Genomic DNA, 18,916 nt, shown 5'->3' on the forward strand with positions numbered 1-18,916 from the left:
ACCCTTCCCTTATCGCGCGGTGGACGTGTAGGGCAGCAGCGCCATCTCACGGCTGTTCTTGACGGCCGTGGCGACGTCACGCTGGTGCTGCGTGCAGTTGCCGGTCACGCGGCGGGCACGGATCTTGCCGCGGTCGGAAATGAACTTCCGCAGCATGTTCGTGTCCTTGTAGTCCACGTACGTGACCTTGTCCTTGCAGAATGCGCAGACCTTCTTCTTCGGCTTGCGCACAGGCGGCTTCGCCATGGGTGTCTCTCCTGTGTGATCAAGAAGTTGGGGTACGACCCACCCTCAGCCCGAGGGCCTAGAAGGGGGGCTCGTCCGAGTAGCCGCCACCGTTGCCGCCGGAGCTTCCGCCCCAGCCACCGCCACCCTGGCTGCCACCGGCGGGAGTGCCGGTCGCCCACGGGTCGTCGGCCGGAGCGGCGGCACCGCCGCCCTGCTGGGCGCCACCGGAGCCACCGCCCCAGCCGCCGCCCTGCTGGCCGCCGCCACCACCGCTGTAACCCCCCTGGCCACCGCGGCCGCCACCGGCGGTCTTGGTGACCTTGGCCGTGGCATTGCGCAGGCTGGGGCCGACTTCCTCGACGTCCAGCTCGTAGACCGTGCGCTTGACGCCCTCACGGTCCTCATAGGACCGCTGCTTCAGCCGGCCCTGCACGATGACGCGCATGCCTCGCTGGAGCGACTCGGCGACGTTCTCCGCCGCCTGACGCCAGACCGAGCAGGTCAGGAAGAGGCTTTCGCCGTCCTTCCACTCGTTCGTCTGGCGGTCGAAGGTGCGGGGAGTGGACGCGACGCGGAACTTCGCGACCGCCGCACCGGACGGGGTGAAGCGCAGCTCGGGGTCGTCGACAAGATTGCCGATGACCGTGATGACGGTCTCGCCTGCCATGGGGGAACCTCTCGGCGGGTTTGCTGCTGGCTGCTTGGTGCTGCTACTCGAGTCCCGGGATCAGCTGAGCGGAAGCTCAGTGCATCTCGGGACGGAGGACCTTGGTCCGGAGGATCGACTCGTTCAGGTTCATCTGGCGGTCGAGCTCCTTGACGACCGCAGGCTCGGCCTGAAGGTCGATGACCGAGTAGATGCCCTCGGGCTTCTTCTTGATCTCGTAGGCGAGACGACGACGGCCCCAGGTGTCGACCTTCTCGACCTTGCCGCCGCCATCACGGACGACGGACAGGAAGTTCTCGATCAGCGGGGAGACAGCACGCTCTTCGAGATCGGGGTCGAGGATGACCATCACTTCGTAGTGACGCATGTGGAACCCACCTCCTTCGGACTCAGCGGCCACGGTCGTTCCGTGGCAGGAGGGTTGTGATGCGTACGCAACGGTATCGGCCACCACTGACAGTCGAGGGCCCCTGGGGGCACCCGGCGAGCGTGGGCAGACACCGTGCAGACGGTACAGACTACCCGCACACCGCTTCCGGTTGAAATCCTGCCGCCGACGCCGTCAATCTGTACACATCGGGTGTCTACGGCGCTACGATGCGCCGCTTCCGCAGGAGGTGCCCCATGGCACAGGCATTGCAGCCCAACACAGCCGGATCCCTGTTCGCGACGGACGGCAAAGCCCATCCACTCCAGGACGCCCTCATGGCGGCGACGCTGGTCCTGGGTCTGCTGTCCTTCATCACGTCGTTCTTCCACGGCCTCCACCTGCTGACGTCCTGGGCCGGCCTGGCCGGGCTCCTCGTCGGCGCGTACGGACAGTGGATCTCGGTGACCACTCGCGAGCGTTTCGGTCTGATCCTGGGCCTCGGTGCCTCGGGAATCGGTTTCCTGCTCGGCATGGCACACGGCGGACTGTTCGGCGGGCTCATCAGCTGACCCGTCCGGGTTAAGCCCGTACGCCCAGTCGGGGCGCTCGCGGGGCGCAGTAGGCTTCGGCGCGAGAGCCGGAGCCCCTGTACCCATGGGGACACACCAGCCCGAGGAGCGCCCCGACATGAGCCTGACCCTGAGGACCATCAGCCGTGAGCAACATCTGGCTTACATCCAGAGTTTGCCGGCGGCGAGCCACATGCAGGTCCCGGCATGGGCCGATGTGAAGGCCGAGTGGCGCTCGGAGAGCCTCGGCTGGTTCGACAGGAGCGGCCAGCTGGTCGGCGTCGGCCTGGTCCTCTACCGCCAGCTGCCCAAGATCAAGCGCTATCTGGCGTATCTGCCCGAGGGCCCGGTCATCAACTGGTACGCGCCGAACCTGGACGACTGGATCCAGCCGATGCTGGCGCACCTGAAGCAGCAGGGTGCCTTCTCCGTGAAGATGGGCCCGCCGGTGATCATCCGTCGCTGGAACGCGGACACCATCAAGCGGGGCATCCAGGACCCGGACATCAAGCGGCTGCGCGACCTGGAGGCCGACTTCATCGAGCCGCGCGCCTTCGAGGTGTCCGACAAGCTGCGCCGCATGGGCTGGCAGCAGGGCGAGGACGGCGGTGCCGGCTTCGGTGACGTGCAGCCCCGCTACGTCTACCAGGTGCCGCTGGCCAACCGCTCCCTGGAAGAGGTCCACAAGAACTTCAACCAGCTGTGGCGCCGCAACATCAAGAAGGCCGAGAAGGCCGGCGTGGAGGTCGTCCAGGGCGGCTACCAGGACCTGCCCGAGTGGCAGCGGCTGTACGAGATCACGGCCGTGCGCGACCACTTCCGGCCCCGCCCGCTGTCGTACTTCCAGCGCATGTGGACGGCCCTCAACACCGAGGACCCCAACCGCATGCGGCTCTACTTCGCCCGGCACAACGGGGTGAACCTGTCCGCGGCGACCATGCTGATCGTCGGGGGGCACGTCTGGTACTCCTACGGCGCCTCCGACAACATCGGCCGCGAGGTCCGGCCGTCGAACGCGATGCAGTGGCGGATGCTGTGCGACGCCTACGCGCTCGGCGCCACCGTCTACGACCTGCGCGGTATCTCCGACTCGCTGGACGAGACCGACCACCTCTTCGGCCTCATCCAGTTCAAGGTCGGTACCGGCGGTCAGGCCGCCGAGTACCTCGGCGAGTGGGACTTCCCGCTGAACAAGCTGCTCCACAAGGCGCTCGACATCTACATGTCGCGCCGCTGAGCCGCGCGGGCGTTTGATTCCATAGCCTTCACAGTTCTCACCTCACCGATCCACCGCAGTCACGAGAAAGGTCCCGGGTCCGGCCATGGCGCTCACGCTCTACGTCGACACCGCGCGCTGGCGTGCGCACCACAAGCACGTGCAGGAGCAGTTCCCGGGGCTGGTCCCGGTCTGCAAGGGCAACGGCTACGGCTTCGGGCACGAACGGCTGTCGGAGGAGGCCACGCGGCTCGGTGCCGACCTGCTCGCCGTCGGCACCACGTACGAGGCCGCGCGCATCAAGGACTTCTTCAGCGGTGATCTGCTGGTGCTGACGCCGTACCGGCGCGGCGAGGAGCCGGTGCCGCTGCCCGACCGGGTGGTGCGCTCGGTCTCGTCGATCGACGGCGTGTACGGCCTCGTCGGCGCCCGTGTCGTGATCGAGGTGATGTCCTCGATGAAGCGGCACGGCGTCAGCGAGCAGGAGCTGCCGCACCTGCACCAGGCCATAGAGAACGTCCGGCTGGAGGGTTTCGCCATCCACCTGCCCCTGGACCGCACCGACGGCTCGGACGCCGTCGAGGAGGTCATCGGCTGGATGGACCGGCTCCGCGCGGCCCGGCTGCCGCTGCACACGATGTTCGTCAGCCACCTCAAGGCGGACGAGCTGGCCCGCCTTCAGCAGCAGTTCCCGCAGACCCGGTTCCGTGCCCGCATCGGCACGCGGCTGTGGCTGGGTGACCACGAGGCCACCGAGTACCACGGGGCCGTCCTGGACGTCACACGCGTGGCGAAGGGCGACCGGTTCGGCTACCGGCAACAGAAGGCGGCCTCCGACGGCTTCCTGGTGGTCGTGGCGGGCGGTACGTCGCACGGGGTGGGCCTGGAGGCCCCGAAGGCCCTGCACGGTGTCATGCCGCGGGCCAAGGGCGTCGCACGGGCCGGGCTCGCCACGGTCAACCGGAACCTCTCGCCTTTCGTCTGGGGCGGCAAGCAGCGCTGGTTCGCCGAGCCGCCGCACATGCAGGTGTCCATCCTGTTCGTCCCCGCGGACGCCCCCGAGCCGAAGGTCGGCGACGAGCTGGTGGCGCATCTGCGGCACACCACCACCCAGTTCGACCGGATCGTGGACCGCTGAGCCGTCCGGACAGCGCGAAGGCCGTACACCGGAACACCGGAGTACGGCCTTCTGCATGACCTGACGAGCGAACGTGACGGCTGTTCGCTCAGAGCGAACGGTCGTTGCCGGCCGGTGTCCCGGGGCTGCCCCAGTCCACCTGCGGCCTCTCGGAACGGGCCGCGTGCAGCGGCGGACGGGCCGCCGCACCGAACACGAAGGCGTCCTCCGCGCCGTCGAGCACCCCGCCCGAGGGATCGTCGTCACCGGCCCGGCGCACGACGTCCCGCTCCGGCATGAGGATGTCCCGTACGACGACGGCACACAGGTACAGCGTGCCCAGCAGGTGGACGACGATCGTCCAGTGGTAGCCCTGCGTCGGCAGGCCCTTGTGGGCGTCTCCGCTGGTCGTGTAAGCGAGGTACAACCAGATGCCCAGGAAGTACGCCACCTCGCACGCCTGCCAGACCAGGAAGTCGCGCCATCTGGGCCGGGCGAGGACCGCCAGCGGCACCAGCCACAGGACGTACTGCGGGGAGTAGACCTTGTTGGTGAGGACGAAGGCCGCCACCACCAGGAAGGCCAGCTGGGCGAAGCGCGGGCGGCGCGGAGCCGTGAACGCCAGCGCGGCGATGCCGAGGAAGCACAGCACCACCAGCACCATGGCCGCGTTGTTGACGAAGCCGGTGGTGGGCGGGTTGCTGGAGTTCTGCGACCAGATCAGCCAGAAGGAACCGAAGTCGACCCCGCGCTCCTCGCTGAAGGTGTAGAACTTCGCCCAGCCTTCGCGGATGTGGAAGCCGGTCGCGTCGTGCGTGAGCATCACGGGCAGGTCCACCACGAGCCAGGCGCCCACCGCGCCGGCCACGGCCTGGCCGAACTGCCGCCATCTGCCGGCCCGCCAGCAGAGCACCAGCAACGGGCCCAGCAGCAGGACGGGATACAGCTTGGCGGCCGTGGCGAGCCCCAGCAGGACGCCGAAGGCTAGGGCCCGGCCCCGCGACCACATCAGCATCGCGGCGGCCGTCAGAGCCACCGCCAGCAGGTCCCAGTTGATGGTCGCGGTCAGGGCGAAGGCGGGCGCCAGGGCGACCAGCAGGCCGTCCCAGGGGCGTCGGCGGTGGGTGCGGGCCACGCAGACGGCGACGACCGCGGCGCACACCATCAGCATCCCGGCGTTGACGAACCAGTACCACTGCTCCTGGTGCTGGATGCTGCCGCTGTGCGGGGTCAGCCAGGAAGCCACCTCCATGAACAGACCGGTCAGCACCGGGTATTCGAGGTAAGCCATGTCGCCCGGCAGCTTGTCGAAGTACGGCACGAGATGGTCGGCGAACCCACGGCCCTGGTAGAGGTGCGGGATGTCCGAGTAGCAGGCGTGCGTGTACTGGCTGCTCGCGCCGAAGAACCAGGCACTGTGGTAGCAGGGCGCCTTCTGGACCAGGCCGAGGGCGAACATGCCGATCGCCACGAGCACCACGACCCGTACGGGCGTCCACCAGGAGGTGCCGGGCAGGGCGCGCTGCCCCAGCGGGCCGCCGATCAGCTCACTGCCGGCGGCGGCGACCTCGTCCTCCCTGGTCGGCTGCACCGGTTCTGCCGTGGCGGCCGGCACGGGCTCGGGCTCGTGCGTGCTCGCTGGCGTCATTTCTGCACTGGGCATGAGACACATCCTGCCGTACCTGCCCGGGAACACGCCGAGGGCCGCCGCACCTCGCGGGTGCGGCGGCCCGTGTTTCACGTGAAACACCCATGACGGTCGGTATGGCCGCCAACCGGGCAGATCGCCTCGTCAACCGGCCGGGCCTCCGAAGAAGCCGCCGTTGCCGTTGCCGTTGCCCCGGGTGTTCCCGTTTCCGGTCGTTTCCGTGACCGTCGGCGTCGGGGTGGTGCCTCCGTCGGCGCCCCCGCCCGTGTCCGCGCCACCGGTGCCGGTGCCGGTGGTGTTCCCGTCGCAGGTGTTGCCCCACCCGAAGGTGCAGGAAGCGCTGGCCGAGGGAGTCGGCGTGGGCGTCGTCTCGCTGGGCGTGGGACTCGGCGTGGCGCTCGGGGTCGGGGTCGTCGGGGTGAAGGTGACGCTCGGGGTCGGGGAGGGGGCGCCCACCTCGTTCTGGACCGTGCCGATCTCGGTGGCGGCCGGGAAACCGGGATCGTTCTTGCCCTTGAGCGCGGTCTTCATGTACTCGGTCCACACCGATGTCGGGATGTCACCACCGTGGATGGAGTCCACACCCGCCGTGCCGTTCATGGACAGCAGCTTGTGGTCCTTGGGGTTCTCGCGGAACATCGCCACCGAGGTCGACAGCTGCTGGGTGTAACCGACGAACCAGGCCGACTTGTTCTCGTCGGTGGTACCGGTCTTGCCGGCCGCCGTACGGCCGAGAGCCTTGGCGTTGGTGCCCGTGCCGTTCTGGATGACGTTCTCCAGGACGTCCGTGACGTTGTTGGCGATGTTCGGGTCCAGTGCCTGCTTGGGGGCCGGCCTGGGCTTGACGAAGCTGGGCGCGTCCGCGCCGTTTACCTTGACCGCGGTCACGGAGTACGGGTCCGTCTGCTTGCCCGACGCGGCGAACGTCGCGTAGGCGTCGGCCATGCGGATCGCGCTGGGCGTCGACGTACCGATGGCGAAGGACGGGTTGAGGTCCTGCGACATGCTGTCACCGAGGATGCCGGCGGATTTGGCGACGTCGCGTACGTGCGTCATCCCCACGTCGACGCCGAGCTGCACGAACGGCGTGTTGACGGACTGCTCCATCGCCTTGCGCAGGGTGATGTAACCCCACGGGTGGTCACTCTCGTTGTTCTGGAAGAAGTACGAGTTGTCCTTGTTGAGGTAGAACGACCCGTCCGGCTTGTGGACCTTCAAGTGGTCGTTGCCGTTGTACTTGCTCAGCGGCGAGACACCCTCGCCCTTGGAGTCGTACGTGCCGTACTGCATGGCCGCGGCGAGCACGAACGGCTTCCAGGTCGAACCCACCGGGACGCCGGAAGTGTCCGCGTTGTTCGTGAAGTGCCCGTTCTCGTAGCCGTCACCGCCGTAGAGAGCGACGATGGCGCCGTCCTTGGGCACCACCGAGGCCGCGCCGAACTGGACGTACTTGTCGAGGTCGCGGTGCTTCGGGTCGAGACGGTCCTTCTGGACGTTCTTGACGGCCTTGGTCAGGGCGTTGACCTTGCCCTTCTGGAACGTCGTGTAGATCTGGTAGCCACCCCGGTCGAACTGGGCCTCCGTGATGTCGGAGTGGGCGAGGACGTACTTCTTCGCCGTGTCGGCCAGGTAACTGATCTGACCGGTCATGCCCTTGGTCGCCTTACGGCCGTCCGGCATCGGGTACTTCCTGATGGCCTTCTGGTAGTCGGCGTCGCTGAGGTGCTTGTCCTTGTGCATCTCGCCGAGGATCCAGGCCCAGCGGTCCTGGGACCGCTTCTTGTTGGCATCGGCGGTCGCCGACCTGTCGAGATCCGGGTTGCCCGCCGGGTCGTAGTACGTCGGACCCTTGAGCAGCGCCGCCAGGACGGCGCACTCGCTCGGCTGGAGGTCGACCGCGTCCTTGCCGTAGTAGGTCTGCGCCGCGGCCTGGATGCCGTACGCGCCCCGGCCGAAGTACGAGGTGTTCAGGTAGCCGCGAAGAATGACGTTCTTCTTCAGCTTCGTGCCCACCTTGATGGAGATGAACATCTCCTTGAACTTACGGGTGAGCGTCTGGTCCTGGCTGAGGTACGTGTTCTTCACGTACTGCTGGGTGATGGTCGAGCCACCCTGCGTCTGCCCGCCCCGCGCCATGTTGGCCACGGCGCGAGCGATACCCATGGGGTCGATACCCGAGTCCTGGTAGAACGACTTGTTCTCGGCGGAGATCACGGCGAAGCGCATCGCCTCGGGGATCTGCTCGATGTTGACGTTCTGCCGGTTGACGCCGGTGCCCGTGGCGACCATCTGCTTGCCGTCGGCCCAGTAGTAGACGTTGTTCTGGGACTTGGCCGCGTCGTTCTCGTTGGGGATGGAGACCATCGCGTAACCGATGCCCACCATCGCGACCAGGCTGCCGACGAAGCCGATGAACAGGCCACTGACCAGCTTCCAGGACGGCACCCAGCGCCGCCAGCCGTGCCTGCCGCCTCGGGGGTAGTCGATCAGCCGCTTCTTGCCGGGTGCCGTCGTCGTCCGCCCCCTGCCGCGTCCGGGCCCGGTCGGACCGCCCGGGCCGGTGGCGTCGGCCGGTCTGCGGCGGCCGCCCTTCTGCGCCGCCCGGCGGGCCTCGGCACGGCTGCCGTAGACATCGCCTCCCGAGTCCTGGGAGTCCGGCCCGTAGGAACCGGACGCATAGAAGTCGGCAGGGGACCCGGTGGCGCCTCGCGGTGCCGCACGGCGGCCGGGGGACGAACCGGACTGGCCGCGTCGGGCCGCGGCACGTCCGCCTCCCTGCGGCTGCGGCGGTTTGCGACGGTGCTCGCTCATCGAACGATTACTCCTCGGGCAGGCGCACCCGTGCGCGCCTGGAACGGCGGCTGGTTTCCGGTCCCCCCGAAGTACGGATGTGGTCGGTTCCGCATTCACCCGTACTCCACCTGGGACGACGACGCGTCCCAGGCGCCACGTGGTTCCCGGTGGTGTGCATGCCGCACAGACTACGCACCGCGAAAACCCCCCGAGCCCCGAAGTTCATCCCAAAACAGGCAAGTTGCCTCCAACGAATCGGTGATGTGATCCCGTTCACCGTCGTCCCCCTTGTCGCCCACAGTGCGTCGTTCTATCGTGCTGATGTATCGAGTCGATACATCAGCACGGTATAAAGACACGGACAGACACTGCGCGACCTGCGGGATCGGCCTGCGGAACCGAGAGGAGGCGACGATGAGCCGGCGTTCCGGCATCCTCGAGTTCGCCGTACTCGGCCTGCTCCGCGAATCCCCGATGCACGGGTACGAGCTGCGCAAACGTCTGAACACGTCACTGGGTGTGTTCCGTGCGTTCAGCTACGGGACGCTGTACCCCTGCCTGAAGACGCTGGTCACCAACGGCTGGCTGATCGAGGAACCGGGAAGTACCCACGAGGATGCGCTCGCCGCTCCCCTCGCCGGCCGCCGCGCCAAGATCGTTTACCGGCTGACGGCGGAAGGCAAGGAGCACTTCGAGGAGCTGCTCTCACAGACCGGCCCCGACGCGTACGAGGACGAGCACTTCGCCGCACGGTTCGCCTTCTTCGGGCAGACCTCGCGCGATGTGCGCATGCGCGTGCTGGAGGGCCGGCGCAGCCGCCTGGAGGAGCGCCTGGAGAAGATGCGCGCCTCGCTGGCGCGCACCCGGGAACGCCTGGACGACTACACGCTTGAGCTACAGCGCCACGGCATGGAGTCCGTGGAGCGCGAAGTGCGCTGGCTGAACGAGCTCATCGAGAGCGAGCGGGCCGGGCGGGACCTGAAGGGTTCCGCTTCCGGGGGATCCGCTCAGCAGGACACCACCACAGGATCGACGGGCGTCCTGCCCCGTCCCGGGGACATCTCCGGGACGGATACGCCCGACGACACCGCCACGTGAGCGCCCAGTCAGGGCCTCACTCGTACACACAGGGAGCAACCGGAATGGGTTCGGTTCGCGTAGCCATCGTCGGCGTGGGCAACTGCGCGGCGTCGCTGGTGCAGGGAGTCGAGTACTACAAGGACGCCGACCCGGCGTCCAGGGTCCCCGGCCTGATGCATGTGCAGTTCGGTGACTACCACGTGCGCGACATCGAGTTCGTCGCCGCGTTCGACGTCGACGCCAAGAAGGTCGGCCTCGACCTCGCGGACGCGATCGGCGCCTCCGAGAACAACACCATCAAGATCTGCGACGTTCCCACCACCGGTGTGACGGTCCAGCGCGGCCACACCCTCGACGGTCTCGGCAAGTACTACCGCGAGACCATCGAGGAGTCGGACGCCGAGCCGGTCGACATCGTCCAGACCCTGAAGGACAAGCAGGTCGACGTCCTGGTCTGCTACCTCCCCGTGGGCTCCGAGGCCGCGGCGAAGTTCTACGCGCAGGCCGCCATCGACGCCAAGGTCGCCTTCGTCAACGCCCTCCCGGTCTTCATCGCCGGCACCAAGGAGTGGGCGGACAAGTTCACCGAGGCCGGTGTGCCGATCGTCGGTGACGACATCAAGTCCCAGGTGGGCGCCACCATCACGCACCGCGTCATGGCGAAGCTGTTCGAGGACCGCGGTGTCGTCCTCGACCGCACGATGCAGCTGAACGTCGGCGGCAACATGGACTTCAAGAACATGCTCGAGCGTGAGCGCCTGGAGTCCAAGAAGATCTCCAAGACGCAGGCCGTCACCTCCCAGATCCCCGACCGGGAGCTCGGCGAGAAGAACGTCCACATCGGTCCGTCGGACTACGTGGCCTGGCTGGACGACCGCAAGTGGGCCTACGTCCGCCTCGAGGGTCGTGCCTTCGGTGACGTCCCGCTGAACCTGGAGTACAAGCTCGAGGTCTGGGACTCCCCGAACTCCGCGGGTGTCATCATCGACGCCCTGCGCGCCGCGAAGATCGCCAAGGACCGCGGCATCGGCGGCCCGATCCTGTCGGCGTCCTCGTACTTCATGAAGTCCCCGCCGGTCCAGTACTTCGACGACGAGGCCCGCGACAACGTCGAGAAGTTCATCCGCGGTGACGTCGAGCGCTAGTCGCGGCTGATCGCCGGCTCGGCACAGCGGCGCATCGCACAGAACGCTCCTGCCAGGGCGGTGAAGGTCCCCGGGTCCGCTGACCCGGGGACCTTCCTCGTGTGTGAGGCTGTGCCCCATGCCTGTCGTACGAGACCTGCGCTTCCTGTCGCGTCTGCGGTACTTCCGGCGTCTGCTGTACGTCCGTCTCCTGTCCCAGGGAGCCGACGGCGTCTTCCAGGTCGCGCTCGCCGCTTACGTCGTCTTCTCCCCGGAGAAGCAGACCTCGGCCGCCGCGGTCGCCTCCGCGATGGCGGTCCTGCTGCTCCCTTATTCCCTGGTGGGACCGTTCGCGGGGGTGCTGCTGGACCGCTGGCGACGACGGCAGGTCTTCGTGTACGGCAATCTGCTGCGGGCCCTGCTCGCCGCGGCCACCGCCGTGCTCATCATCGGCCGTGTCCCCGACTGGCTCTTCTACGTCTCCGCCCTCTGCGTCACAGCCGTCAACCGCTTCGTCCTCGCCGGGCTGTCCGCCGCCCTGCCCCGCGTGGTGGACGCCGAGCGCCTTGTGCTGGCCAACTCCGTCTCACCCACAGCGGGCACGCTCGCCGCGACCGCCGGCGGAGGCCTGGCCCTCGGCGTACGGCTCCTGGCCTCGGGATCGGACGCCGCGGTGGTACTGCTCGGCGCGCTCCTCTACCTGTGCGCGAGCCTGGCGTCGCTGAACTTGGCTCCCGGCCTCCTCGGCCCCGACCGGCATCCGGCTCGACCCCGCCTCGGTACGGCGTTCGCCGAGACGGCACGCGAGCTGGCGGCGGCCGTCCGGCACCTGGCCGCGCCCCAGCGCCGGGAAGCCGCTTGGGCTCTGACCGCGATGACGCTGATGCGCTTCTGCTACGGCGCACTCCTCGTGATGCTGCTCATGCTCTGCCGCTACGCCCTCTCCGAGACTTCTGAAGAAGGACTGCGCCTGCTCGGTCCGGCGCTGGCGCTGTCCGGCGCGGGATTCTTCGCGGCGGCCGTGGTGACGCCCTGGGCGGCGGGGCGGCTCGGTCCCGGCCGCTGGATCGTGGTGTGCTCCGGCACAGCGGCGGTGCTGGTACCGGCTCTCGGGCTCCCTTTCGCCACCGCCCCGCTCCTGGCCGCGGCCTTCGTGCTGGGCGTGATCACCCAAGGCGCCAAGATCGCCACGGACACCATCGTGCAGGCCGGTGTCGACGACGGCTTCCGCGGCCGCGTCTTCTCCGTGTACGACGTGCTCTTCAACGTGGCCTTCGTCGGCGCGGCAGGCGTGGCGGCCGTGATGCTGCCACCGGACGGCCGCTCGACCGTACTGGTGGTACTGGTCGCCCTGGTCTATGTCGGGATCGCCGTCGCCATGGCCCGCTTCGAACGGCAGGAGGCCGGAGACGACGAGGAGCGGTGTTTCACGTGAAACACCGCCCCGCATGCCGTCGCCGCGCGTTGGTGTTTCACGTGAAACACCGTCGAAGCGCGTCTCAGCTCAGCTGTGCGCGGCCCACCATTCCTTCAGAGCCTCCACCGCGGCGTCGTGCCCCATCGGGCCGTTCTCCAGGCGCAGCTCCAGCATGTGCTTGTACGCCTTGCCGATGACCGGGCCGGGCCCGACGTCCAAGATCTTCATGATCTGGTTGCCGTCGAGGTCGGGGCGGATGGCGTCCAGCTCCTCCTGCTCCTGCAGCTGGGCGATACGCTCCTCCAGACCGTCGTAGGCCCGGGACAGTGCGGCTGCCCTCCGCTTGTTGCGGGTGGTGCAGTCGGAGCGGGTCAGCTTGTGCAGGCGTTCCAGCAGGGGGCCCGCGTCACGGACATAGCGGCGGACCGCCGAGTCCGTCCACTCCCCGGTGCCGTACCCGTGGAAGCGCAGGTGGAGTTCGACCAGCCGTGAGACGTCCTTCACCAGCTCGTTGGAGTACTTCAAGGCGGTCATGCGCTTCTTGGTCATCTTCGCGCCGACCACCTCGTGGTGGTGGAAGGAGACACGGCCGTCGTCCTCGAAGCGGCGGGTGCGCGGCTTCCCGATGTCGTGGAGCAGCGCCGCCAGGCGGAGCGTGAGATCCGGTCCGTCCTGCTCCAGCGCGATCGCCTGCTCCAGGACGATCAGCGTGTGTTCGTAGACGTCCTTGTGCCGGTGGTGCTCGTCGCGTTCGAGGCGGAGCGCCGGCAGTTCGGGCAGGACGTGTTCGGCGAGCCCGGTGTCCACGAGCAGGGCCAGTCCCGTGCGCGGATGGGCGGAGAGGACGAGCTTGTTCAGCTCGTCGCGGATCCGCTCCGCCGAGACGATCCCGATGCGCCCGGCCATCTCCGTCATGGCGGTGACGACGTCGGGGGCGATCTCGAAGTCGAGCTGGGCGGCGAACCGGGCGGCCCGCATCATGCGCAGGGGATCGTCCGAGAACGACTCCTCGGGTGTGCCCGGGGTCCGCAGTACGCGCGCCGCGAGGTCCGCCAGGCCACCGTGCGGGTCGATGAACTCCTTCTCCGGCAGTGCCACTGCCATCGCGTTCACCGTGAAGTCACGCCGGACCAGGTCCTCCGCGATGGAGTCGCCGTACGACACCTCGGGCTTGCGCGAGGTGCGGTCGTAGGCCTCGGACCGGTAGGTGGTGATCTCGATCTGGAAATCCCAGTCGGTGTCACCGACGCGGGCGCTCTTGTGTGCGCCTACCGTGCCGAACGCGATCCCTACCTCCCACACCGCGTCCGCCCACGGCCGGACGATCTTCAGTACGTCCTCAGGGCGGGCGTCGGTGGTGAAGTCCAGGTCGTTGCCGAGCCGGCCGAGCAGCGCATCGCGGACCGAACCGCCGACCAGGGCGAGTGAGAACCCGGCCTCCTGGAATCGGCGGGCGAGCTCGTCGGCGACGGGAGCCACCCGCAGCAGCTCGGCGACCGCGCGCTGCTGCGCCTGGCTCAGGGCAGAGGGAGTGTCTTCGTTGGGGTTCGGCACAACAGAAAAGGGTACGTGCCCGCGCGACCGGGGCGCCCCCGCCAAGCGGCGCGGACAGCTCCCTGCATATCCGCCGCAAGCGCTGCTCTTGCGGCGTACAGCTGCTCTCCCCTCGATACTGGAGATAGAGGACGGGTCGCCTTTGGCCTGCCGATCTTGTGGAGGAGACCGCGGCACTTCCCCTCGGCGCGCATCGTTACCATGCGTGGACGCACATTCCGACGACCACTGACGACGACGAGGGACGGGCGAGCGCGTGGCCGAGGCGGCTGACTTCCAGGGGACCAGTGCCTCACCTGCCCGCCGGTGGATGCGACGCGCGGGATCACTGCTCGCCGGGGCGCCTCTACTGGCCGGTCTGCTTCAGCTTCCCGCCGCGGCGCCCGCGCAGGCCGCGTCCTCGGACACGGTGTCCGTGTCCCTGGACACACTGAGCCCCAGCGTCCCCACGGACGGCGACACGCTGACCGTCTCCGGCACGGTGACCAACAACGGCAAGCGGACCATCACCGGCGCCCACGTGAACCTGCGGGTGGGGCCCCAGCTCACCACCCGGTCGGCCATCGACTCCGTCGCCCGGCACTCCGACGAACCGCAGGGCGGCGCCGGCTCCGAGGTCGACGGCAAGTACGAGGAGAAGTTCGCCACACTGACGCCGGGCGTCGCCGAGCACTTCAGCATCTCCGTCCCCGTGGACAAGCTCGGCCTCGGTGAGGACGGTGTCTACCAGTTCGGGGTGTCGCTGTCCGGGCAGACCTCCGCGCAGCCCTGGGACCAGCTGCTGGGCATCCGGCAGACGTTCCTGCCGTGGCAGTCGTCCGAGGCCGACACCCGGACGAGGACGACGTTTCTGTGGCCGCTGGTCTCCACCGTGCACATGACTGCGAAGACGGGCGCCGGCGACCTTCAGACGCCGGTGTTCCTCGACGACGACCTGGCCAGGGAGCTGGCACCGGGCGGCCGGCTGGCCCAGATGGTGGATCTGGGCAAGGACCTCGACGTGACCTGGGTGATCGATCCGGACCTGCTGGCCTCGGTCGACGCGATGGCCACGGGCAACTACCGGCTCCCGGGCGCCGACGGAACCACCACGCCCGGCTCCCGGGAGCACCAGGCGGTCGCCAAGCAGTGGCTGGCCGGGCTTCAGAAGGCGGTGGCCGGCAAGGAGGTCGTCGCCCTGCCCTTCGCCGACCCGGACCTGGCCTCCCTGGCGCACAACGGCACCAGCGTCACCGGCTCGCTCAGCCACCTCAAGGACGCCACCGACGTCGCCGCGACCACGGTGAAGACGGTGCTCCACGTCACGCCGACCACCGACTTCGCCTGGCCCGTGAACGGCGCGGTGGATCCGTCGATCATGAAGGTCGCGACGTCCGCCGGTGCCGACCGGGTGATCGCCCGCAGTGACAGCCTCCAGGAGACCGCCGGACTGCCGTACACGCCGTCCGCGGCCCGCCCGGTCGGCGGGGGCACCACGGCGGTGGTCGCCGACGCACGGCTGTCCAGGGCGTTCGAGGGCGACCTGACGAAGGCGGGCTCGGCCACACTCGCCGTACAGCGGTTCCTGGCGCAGAGTCTGGAGCTCAACGCGCAGACGGACAAGGAACGCAGCATCGTCGTCGCCCCGCAGCGCGTGCCCACGGCGAGCCAGGCCCAGGCGATGGCGGCAGCGCTGAGGACGCTCCAGGGCAGCGGCTGGTCCCAGCCGCAGGACCTCACCTCGGCGGCCAAGGCCAAGCCCGACCCGGGTGCCACCACGCGCATCCCCTCGACGTCCGCGTACCCCTCCTCGCTGCGCCGGCAGGAGCTGCCGCGGACGGTCTACGGGCAGATCGCCCGTACCCAGGACAAGCTGGACAACTTCCAGGTGATCCTCACCGACCGGTCCCGCGTGGCCACTCCGTTCGGGCTGGCCATACACCGGGAGCTGTCCACGTCATGGCGCGGTAGCGGTGGCGAGGCGGCCGGCTACCGGGACGGTGTGGAGGCGTGGCTCGACGAGCTGGCCGACCAGGTCAGGCTGATCGACAAGTCGGAGACCAAGCTCTCGGGCCGCAGCGCCACCATCCCGGTGACCGTCCAGAACCGCCTGGTCCAGCCGGTCGGCCACCTGGTGCTGCGCCTCACCTCGACCATGCCGACCCGTCTGGAGATCGGCGGCAAGGCCTACTACGAGCAGCGGGTGGACGTATCCGGCGGGCACAGCCAGTCGGTGAAGTTCACCACCTCGGCCAACGCCAACGGCCGGGTGGCGGTCGTCGCCCAGCTGTTCACCGAGGACGGTCAGGAGTACGGCGACGCCGTCACCTTCGACGTGAAGGTCACCGAGGTCACGCCCACCGTGATGCTGGTCATCGGCGGCGGCGTGCTGCTCCTCGTCCTCGCCGGTTTCCGGATGTACACCCAGCGCAAGCGCGCCGCCGCCCGGCAGGCCGACGAGGACGGTCCCGGGACGGCGGAAGGGGACACGGACGAGCCGGGGAACCCCGGGGCCCCTGGGGACCGTCTCCCGGAGGAACCCGACTCCGCCTCCGGGGCAGGCGGCCCGGAGCAGCCGAGTGACCCTGCGCCGGACACCGCACCGGAAAGCGCCGACCCGTCCGGGACGGGTGAGAGAGTGGACCGTTGAGCGATGTCGTGGCCGGTGGGCCCGGGACGATGAGGTGGGGTAAGCATGAGCGCGCCGTACGACGGTGACCGCGGCGAGGGCGCTGCCGGTTCGGGCTACCCCGAGCCGCCGCCCGAGCCTGGCCAGGTGCCACCGCAGCACGCGGCGGACATGTACCTCCAGGACGCCTACGAGCAGGATCCCTACCGAGCGCACGACCTGTCCGCGCAGGACCCGGTCGCCGAGGCGCTCTACGACCGCGCCGCTCACCCGCCGCCGCCCCCGGGCACCCACGACCCGCAGCAGCCGCTGTACGCCCCGCCCGCCCAGTCGCCGTACTCGCCCGACCCCCACGTGTGGGCACAGACACCGGCGCCCGAGCCGGAAGCCCCGGCCCCGTACCTGCCGTACGGCGACGACCCGCGCACCACCCAGTTCGTGGGGGTGGACGACCTGGTCACGCACTCCGGCGAGGAGTACCACGAGCCGGACGCCTTCGCGCATCTCTTCCGGGACCAGCAGCACAGCGGCGGACACTCGCCCATGGCCCCACCGGCCGTCCCCGGCCCGGCGGCCACGCCGGACGGCGGGCACGGCGGTCCGTACGGCCAGGGACCGCAGCAGGGCGACCCGTACCCCGGGGGCGCCCACCCGGCCCACGCCACGTACGCGGCCGGTCCCGTCGCCGGACATCCGGCGCAGTCCCCGGTGCCCGCGCCGGCTCCCGCCGCAGTCGCGGGCGGTCCCCGGACCGCCGGGCCGGAGGGCGGCGCGACCGACGCCGCTTCCGGTGCTCCCGCCGCGCCCACCAAGAAGGGCGGGCGGGCCACCGGACTGCTGAAGTCCAGTGCCGTGATGGCGGCGGGCACGATGGTCTCCCGCCTCACCGGCTTCGTCCGCTCCGCGCTGATCGCCGCCGCACTGGGCCTCGGCTTTCTCGCCGACTCTTTCCAGGTGGCCTACCAGCTGCCGACGATGATCTACATCCTCACCGTCGGCGGTGGCCTGAACTCCGTGTTCGTGCCACAGCTGGTGCGCTCGATGAAGGAGGACGAGGACGGTGGCGAGGCCTTCGCCAACCGGCTGCTGACCCTGGTCATGGTGGCACTGGCGGCGCTGACCGGTCTCGCGATGTTCGCCGCGCCCCTCCTGGTGCGCCTGCTGTCGAACCCGGTCGCCACCAATCCGGCGGCCAACGACGTCGCCGTCACCTTCACCCGCTACTTCCTGCCCTCGATCTTCTTCATGGGTATCCACGTGGTGATGGGTCAGATCCTCAACGCGCGCGGGAAGTTCGGCGCGATGATGTGGACCCCGGTCCTGAACAACATCGTCATCATCGTGACGCTCGGCATGTTCATCTGGGTCTACGGCACCGCGGCCAACTCCCACATGACCGTCACGAACATCCCGCCGGAGGGGCAGCGCCTGCTCGGCGTCGGTGTGCTGCTCGGTCTGGTCGTCCAGGCGCTGGCGATGATCCCGTACCTGCGCGAGACCGGTTTCCGGGTCCGGCTGCGCTTCGACTGGCGCGGCCACGGTCTGGGCAAGGCCGCGATGCTCGCCAAGTGGACGGTCCTGTTCGTCCTCGCCAACCAGGCGGGCGCCATGGTGGTGACGCAGCTGTCCACCGCCGCCGGCAAGGACTCCGGCATCAAGGGCGCCGGCTTCGCCGCCTATGCCAATGCCCAGCTCATCTGGGGTCTGCCGCAGGCCATCATCACCGTTTCCCTGATGGCCGCCCTGTTGCCGCGCATCTCGCGCTCGGCCGCCGAGGGTGACGGCGGCGCGGTCCGTGACGACATCTCGCAGGGTCTGCGCACCACCGCGGTCGCCATCGTCCCGATCGCCTTCGGCTTCCTCGCGCTCGGCATCCCCATGTGCACGCTGATCTTCGGTTCCGCCGGCACCAGCGCCGCCGTGAACATGGGGTACATGCTGATGGCCTTCGGTCTCGGCCTGATCCCGTACTCGGTGCAGTACGTCGTCCTGCGCGCCTTCTACGCGTACGAGGACACCCGTACCCCCTTCTACAACACGGTCATCGTGGCCGCGGTCAACGCGAGCGCCTCGGCCCTCTGCTACTTCCTGCTGCCGCCGCGCTGGGCGGTCGCCGGCATGGCCGCCGCCTACGGCCTCGCCTACGCCATCGGTGTGGGCATCGCCTGGCGGCGGCTGCGCAAGCGGCTGGGCGGCGACCTGGACGGGGCCCGGGTGCTGCGCACGTACGCGCGGCTGGGCATCGCCTCCCTGCCGGCGGCCCTGCTCAGCGGCGCGGTCTGCTACGGCATCGGCCACACCCTCGGCCAGGGCGTCGGCGGCTCGTTCGCCGCGCTGCTCGCCGGCGGTGCCGTCCTGCTGGGTGTCTTCTTCGTGGCGGCCCGGCGGATGCGCATCGAGGAGCTCAACTCGCTCGTGGGTATGGTGCGCGGGCGTCTGGGGCGTTGAGGCGGGGGTACGCGCACAACCATCGTCCGCCGCTGTGTGTCGTGCATAGCGGCGGACTGTGGGCACAATTGGTTTCG

The 18,916-nt window shown here is 69.1% G+C and carries 14 protein-coding genes; 8 read left to right on the top strand and 6 right to left on the bottom strand.

What is annotated here, in order from left to right; all coding sequences use genetic code 11:
* Nucleotides 1-9 precede the first annotated feature (9 nt).
* The 3 genes from rpsR to rpsF all read right to left on the bottom strand — a co-directional run bounded on the left by rpsR (nt 10) and on the right by rpsF (nt 1,262).
* Nucleotides 10-246 (bottom strand): 30S ribosomal protein S18, encoded by a 237-nt coding sequence (rpsR, locus tag ACF1BE_RS04870; RefSeq protein WP_003949403.1) that lies wholly within the window; start codon nt 244-246, stop codon nt 10-12.
* Nucleotides 247-304: 58 nt separating this feature from the next.
* Nucleotides 305-895 carry a single-stranded DNA-binding protein gene (locus ACF1BE_RS04875; protein ID WP_392197546.1) on the bottom strand — a complete coding sequence of 197 codons (591 nt, stop codon included), beginning with the start codon at nt 893-895 and terminating at the stop codon, nt 305-307.
* 76 nt (nt 896-971) lie between these two features.
* Complete coding sequence (gene rpsF / locus ACF1BE_RS04880; RefSeq protein WP_121787906.1) at nt 972-1,262, bottom strand: 30S ribosomal protein S6; 291 nt, start codon at nt 1,260-1,262, stop codon at nt 972-974.
* Between the two features lie 257 nt (nt 1,263-1,519).
* On the opposite strand from rpsF, the gene ACF1BE_RS04885 reads away from it, so the two are divergent.
* From ACF1BE_RS04885 to ACF1BE_RS04895, 3 genes are all read left to right on the top strand, one after another.
* Nucleotides 1,520-1,834, top strand: a complete 315-nt coding sequence (locus ACF1BE_RS04885; RefSeq protein WP_392197547.1) for a hypothetical protein — start codon at nt 1,520-1,522, stop codon at nt 1,832-1,834.
* 118 nt (nt 1,835-1,952) lie between these two features.
* A complete protein-coding gene (locus tag ACF1BE_RS04890) occupies nt 1,953-3,071 on the top strand; it encodes a lipid II:glycine glycyltransferase FemX (RefSeq protein ID WP_392197548.1) in 1,119 nt (372 codons plus the stop codon).
* A gap of 85 nt (nt 3,072-3,156) precedes the next feature.
* A complete protein-coding gene (locus ACF1BE_RS04895; RefSeq protein WP_392197549.1) occupies nt 3,157-4,188 on the top strand; it encodes an alanine racemase in 1,032 nt (343 codons plus the stop codon).
* 88 nt (nt 4,189-4,276) lie between these two features.
* On the opposite strand, the gene ACF1BE_RS04900 is transcribed toward ACF1BE_RS04895, so the two are convergent.
* Both ACF1BE_RS04900 and ACF1BE_RS04905 read right to left on the bottom strand, forming a co-directional pair.
* The gene (locus ACF1BE_RS04900) at nt 4,277-5,830 is read right to left on the bottom strand and encodes a glycosyltransferase family 87 protein (RefSeq protein ID WP_392197550.1); all 1,554 of its coding nucleotides are present in this window, start codon (nt 5,828-5,830) and stop codon (nt 4,277-4,279) included.
* A 129-nt stretch (nt 5,831-5,959) separates the two neighbouring features.
* Nucleotides 5,960-8,626 (bottom strand): transglycosylase domain-containing protein, encoded by a 2,667-nt coding sequence (locus ACF1BE_RS04905; protein ID WP_392197551.1) that lies wholly within the window; start codon nt 8,624-8,626, stop codon nt 5,960-5,962.
* A gap of 396 nt (nt 8,627-9,022) precedes the next feature.
* Between ACF1BE_RS04905 and ACF1BE_RS04910 the strand changes: the two genes are divergently transcribed.
* The 3 genes from ACF1BE_RS04910 to ACF1BE_RS04920 all read left to right on the top strand — a co-directional run bounded on the left by ACF1BE_RS04910 (nt 9,023) and on the right by ACF1BE_RS04920 (nt 12,247).
* Nucleotides 9,023-9,706, top strand: coding sequence for a helix-turn-helix transcriptional regulator (locus ACF1BE_RS04910; protein ID WP_392197552.1), 684 nt, complete (start codon nt 9,023-9,025; stop codon nt 9,704-9,706).
* 44 nt (nt 9,707-9,750) lie between these two features.
* Nucleotides 9,751-10,833: an inositol-3-phosphate synthase gene (locus ACF1BE_RS04915; protein ID WP_392197553.1), complete on the top strand. Its 1,083-nt coding sequence runs from the start codon at nt 9,751-9,753 to the stop codon at nt 10,831-10,833.
* Nucleotides 10,834-10,951: 118 nt separating this feature from the next.
* A complete protein-coding gene (locus tag ACF1BE_RS04920; protein WP_392197554.1) occupies nt 10,952-12,247 on the top strand; it encodes an MFS transporter in 1,296 nt (431 codons plus the stop codon).
* A gap of 69 nt (nt 12,248-12,316) precedes the next feature.
* Here the strand turns inward: ACF1BE_RS04920 and ACF1BE_RS04925 are convergent, their stop codons facing one another.
* A complete protein-coding gene (locus tag ACF1BE_RS04925) occupies nt 12,317-13,783 on the bottom strand; it encodes a CCA tRNA nucleotidyltransferase (protein WP_392197555.1) in 1,467 nt (488 codons plus the stop codon).
* Between the two features lie 256 nt (nt 13,784-14,039).
* On the opposite strand from ACF1BE_RS04925, the gene ACF1BE_RS04930 reads away from it, so the two are divergent.
* Both ACF1BE_RS04930 and murJ read left to right on the top strand, forming a co-directional pair.
* The gene (locus ACF1BE_RS04930) at nt 14,040-16,412 is read left to right on the top strand and encodes a DUF6049 family protein (protein WP_392197556.1); all 2,373 of its coding nucleotides are present in this window, start codon (nt 14,040-14,042) and stop codon (nt 16,410-16,412) included.
* A 45-nt stretch (nt 16,413-16,457) separates the two neighbouring features.
* A complete protein-coding gene (murJ, locus tag ACF1BE_RS04935) occupies nt 16,458-18,839 on the top strand; it encodes a murein biosynthesis integral membrane protein MurJ (protein WP_392197557.1) in 2,382 nt (793 codons plus the stop codon).
* Nucleotides 18,840-18,916 lie beyond the last annotated feature (77 nt).

Origin of the sequence: Streptomyces sp. NPDC014991, from assembly GCF_043080665.1 — a bacterium.
GTDB lineage: Bacteria > Actinomycetota > Actinomycetes > Streptomycetales > Streptomycetaceae > Streptomyces.

Coding starts and splice junctions, on each gene's coding strand:
- rpsR (WP_003949403.1), bottom strand. CDS start 246: ATGGCGAAGCCGCCTGTGCGCAAGCCGAAGAAGAAGGTCTGCGCATTC.
- ACF1BE_RS04875 (WP_392197546.1), bottom strand. CDS start 895: ATGGCAGGCGAGACCGTCATCACGGTCATCGGCAATCTTGTCGACGAC.
- rpsF (WP_121787906.1), bottom strand. CDS start 1,262: ATGCGTCACTACGAAGTGATGGTCATCCTCGACCCCGATCTCGAAGAG.
- ACF1BE_RS04885 (WP_392197547.1), top strand. CDS start 1,520: ATGGCACAGGCATTGCAGCCCAACACAGCCGGATCCCTGTTCGCGACG.
- ACF1BE_RS04890 (WP_392197548.1), top strand. CDS start 1,953: ATGAGCCTGACCCTGAGGACCATCAGCCGTGAGCAACATCTGGCTTAC.
- ACF1BE_RS04895 (WP_392197549.1), top strand. CDS start 3,157: ATGGCGCTCACGCTCTACGTCGACACCGCGCGCTGGCGTGCGCACCAC.
- ACF1BE_RS04900 (WP_392197550.1), bottom strand. CDS start 5,830: ATGCCCAGTGCAGAAATGACGCCAGCGAGCACGCACGAGCCCGAGCCC.
- ACF1BE_RS04905 (WP_392197551.1), bottom strand. CDS start 8,626: ATGAGCGAGCACCGTCGCAAACCGCCGCAGCCGCAGGGAGGCGGACGT.
- ACF1BE_RS04910 (WP_392197552.1), top strand. CDS start 9,023: ATGAGCCGGCGTTCCGGCATCCTCGAGTTCGCCGTACTCGGCCTGCTC.
- ACF1BE_RS04915 (WP_392197553.1), top strand. CDS start 9,751: ATGGGTTCGGTTCGCGTAGCCATCGTCGGCGTGGGCAACTGCGCGGCG.
- ACF1BE_RS04920 (WP_392197554.1), top strand. CDS start 10,952: ATGCCTGTCGTACGAGACCTGCGCTTCCTGTCGCGTCTGCGGTACTTC.
- murJ (WP_392197557.1), top strand. CDS start 16,458: ATGAGCGCGCCGTACGACGGTGACCGCGGCGAGGGCGCTGCCGGTTCG.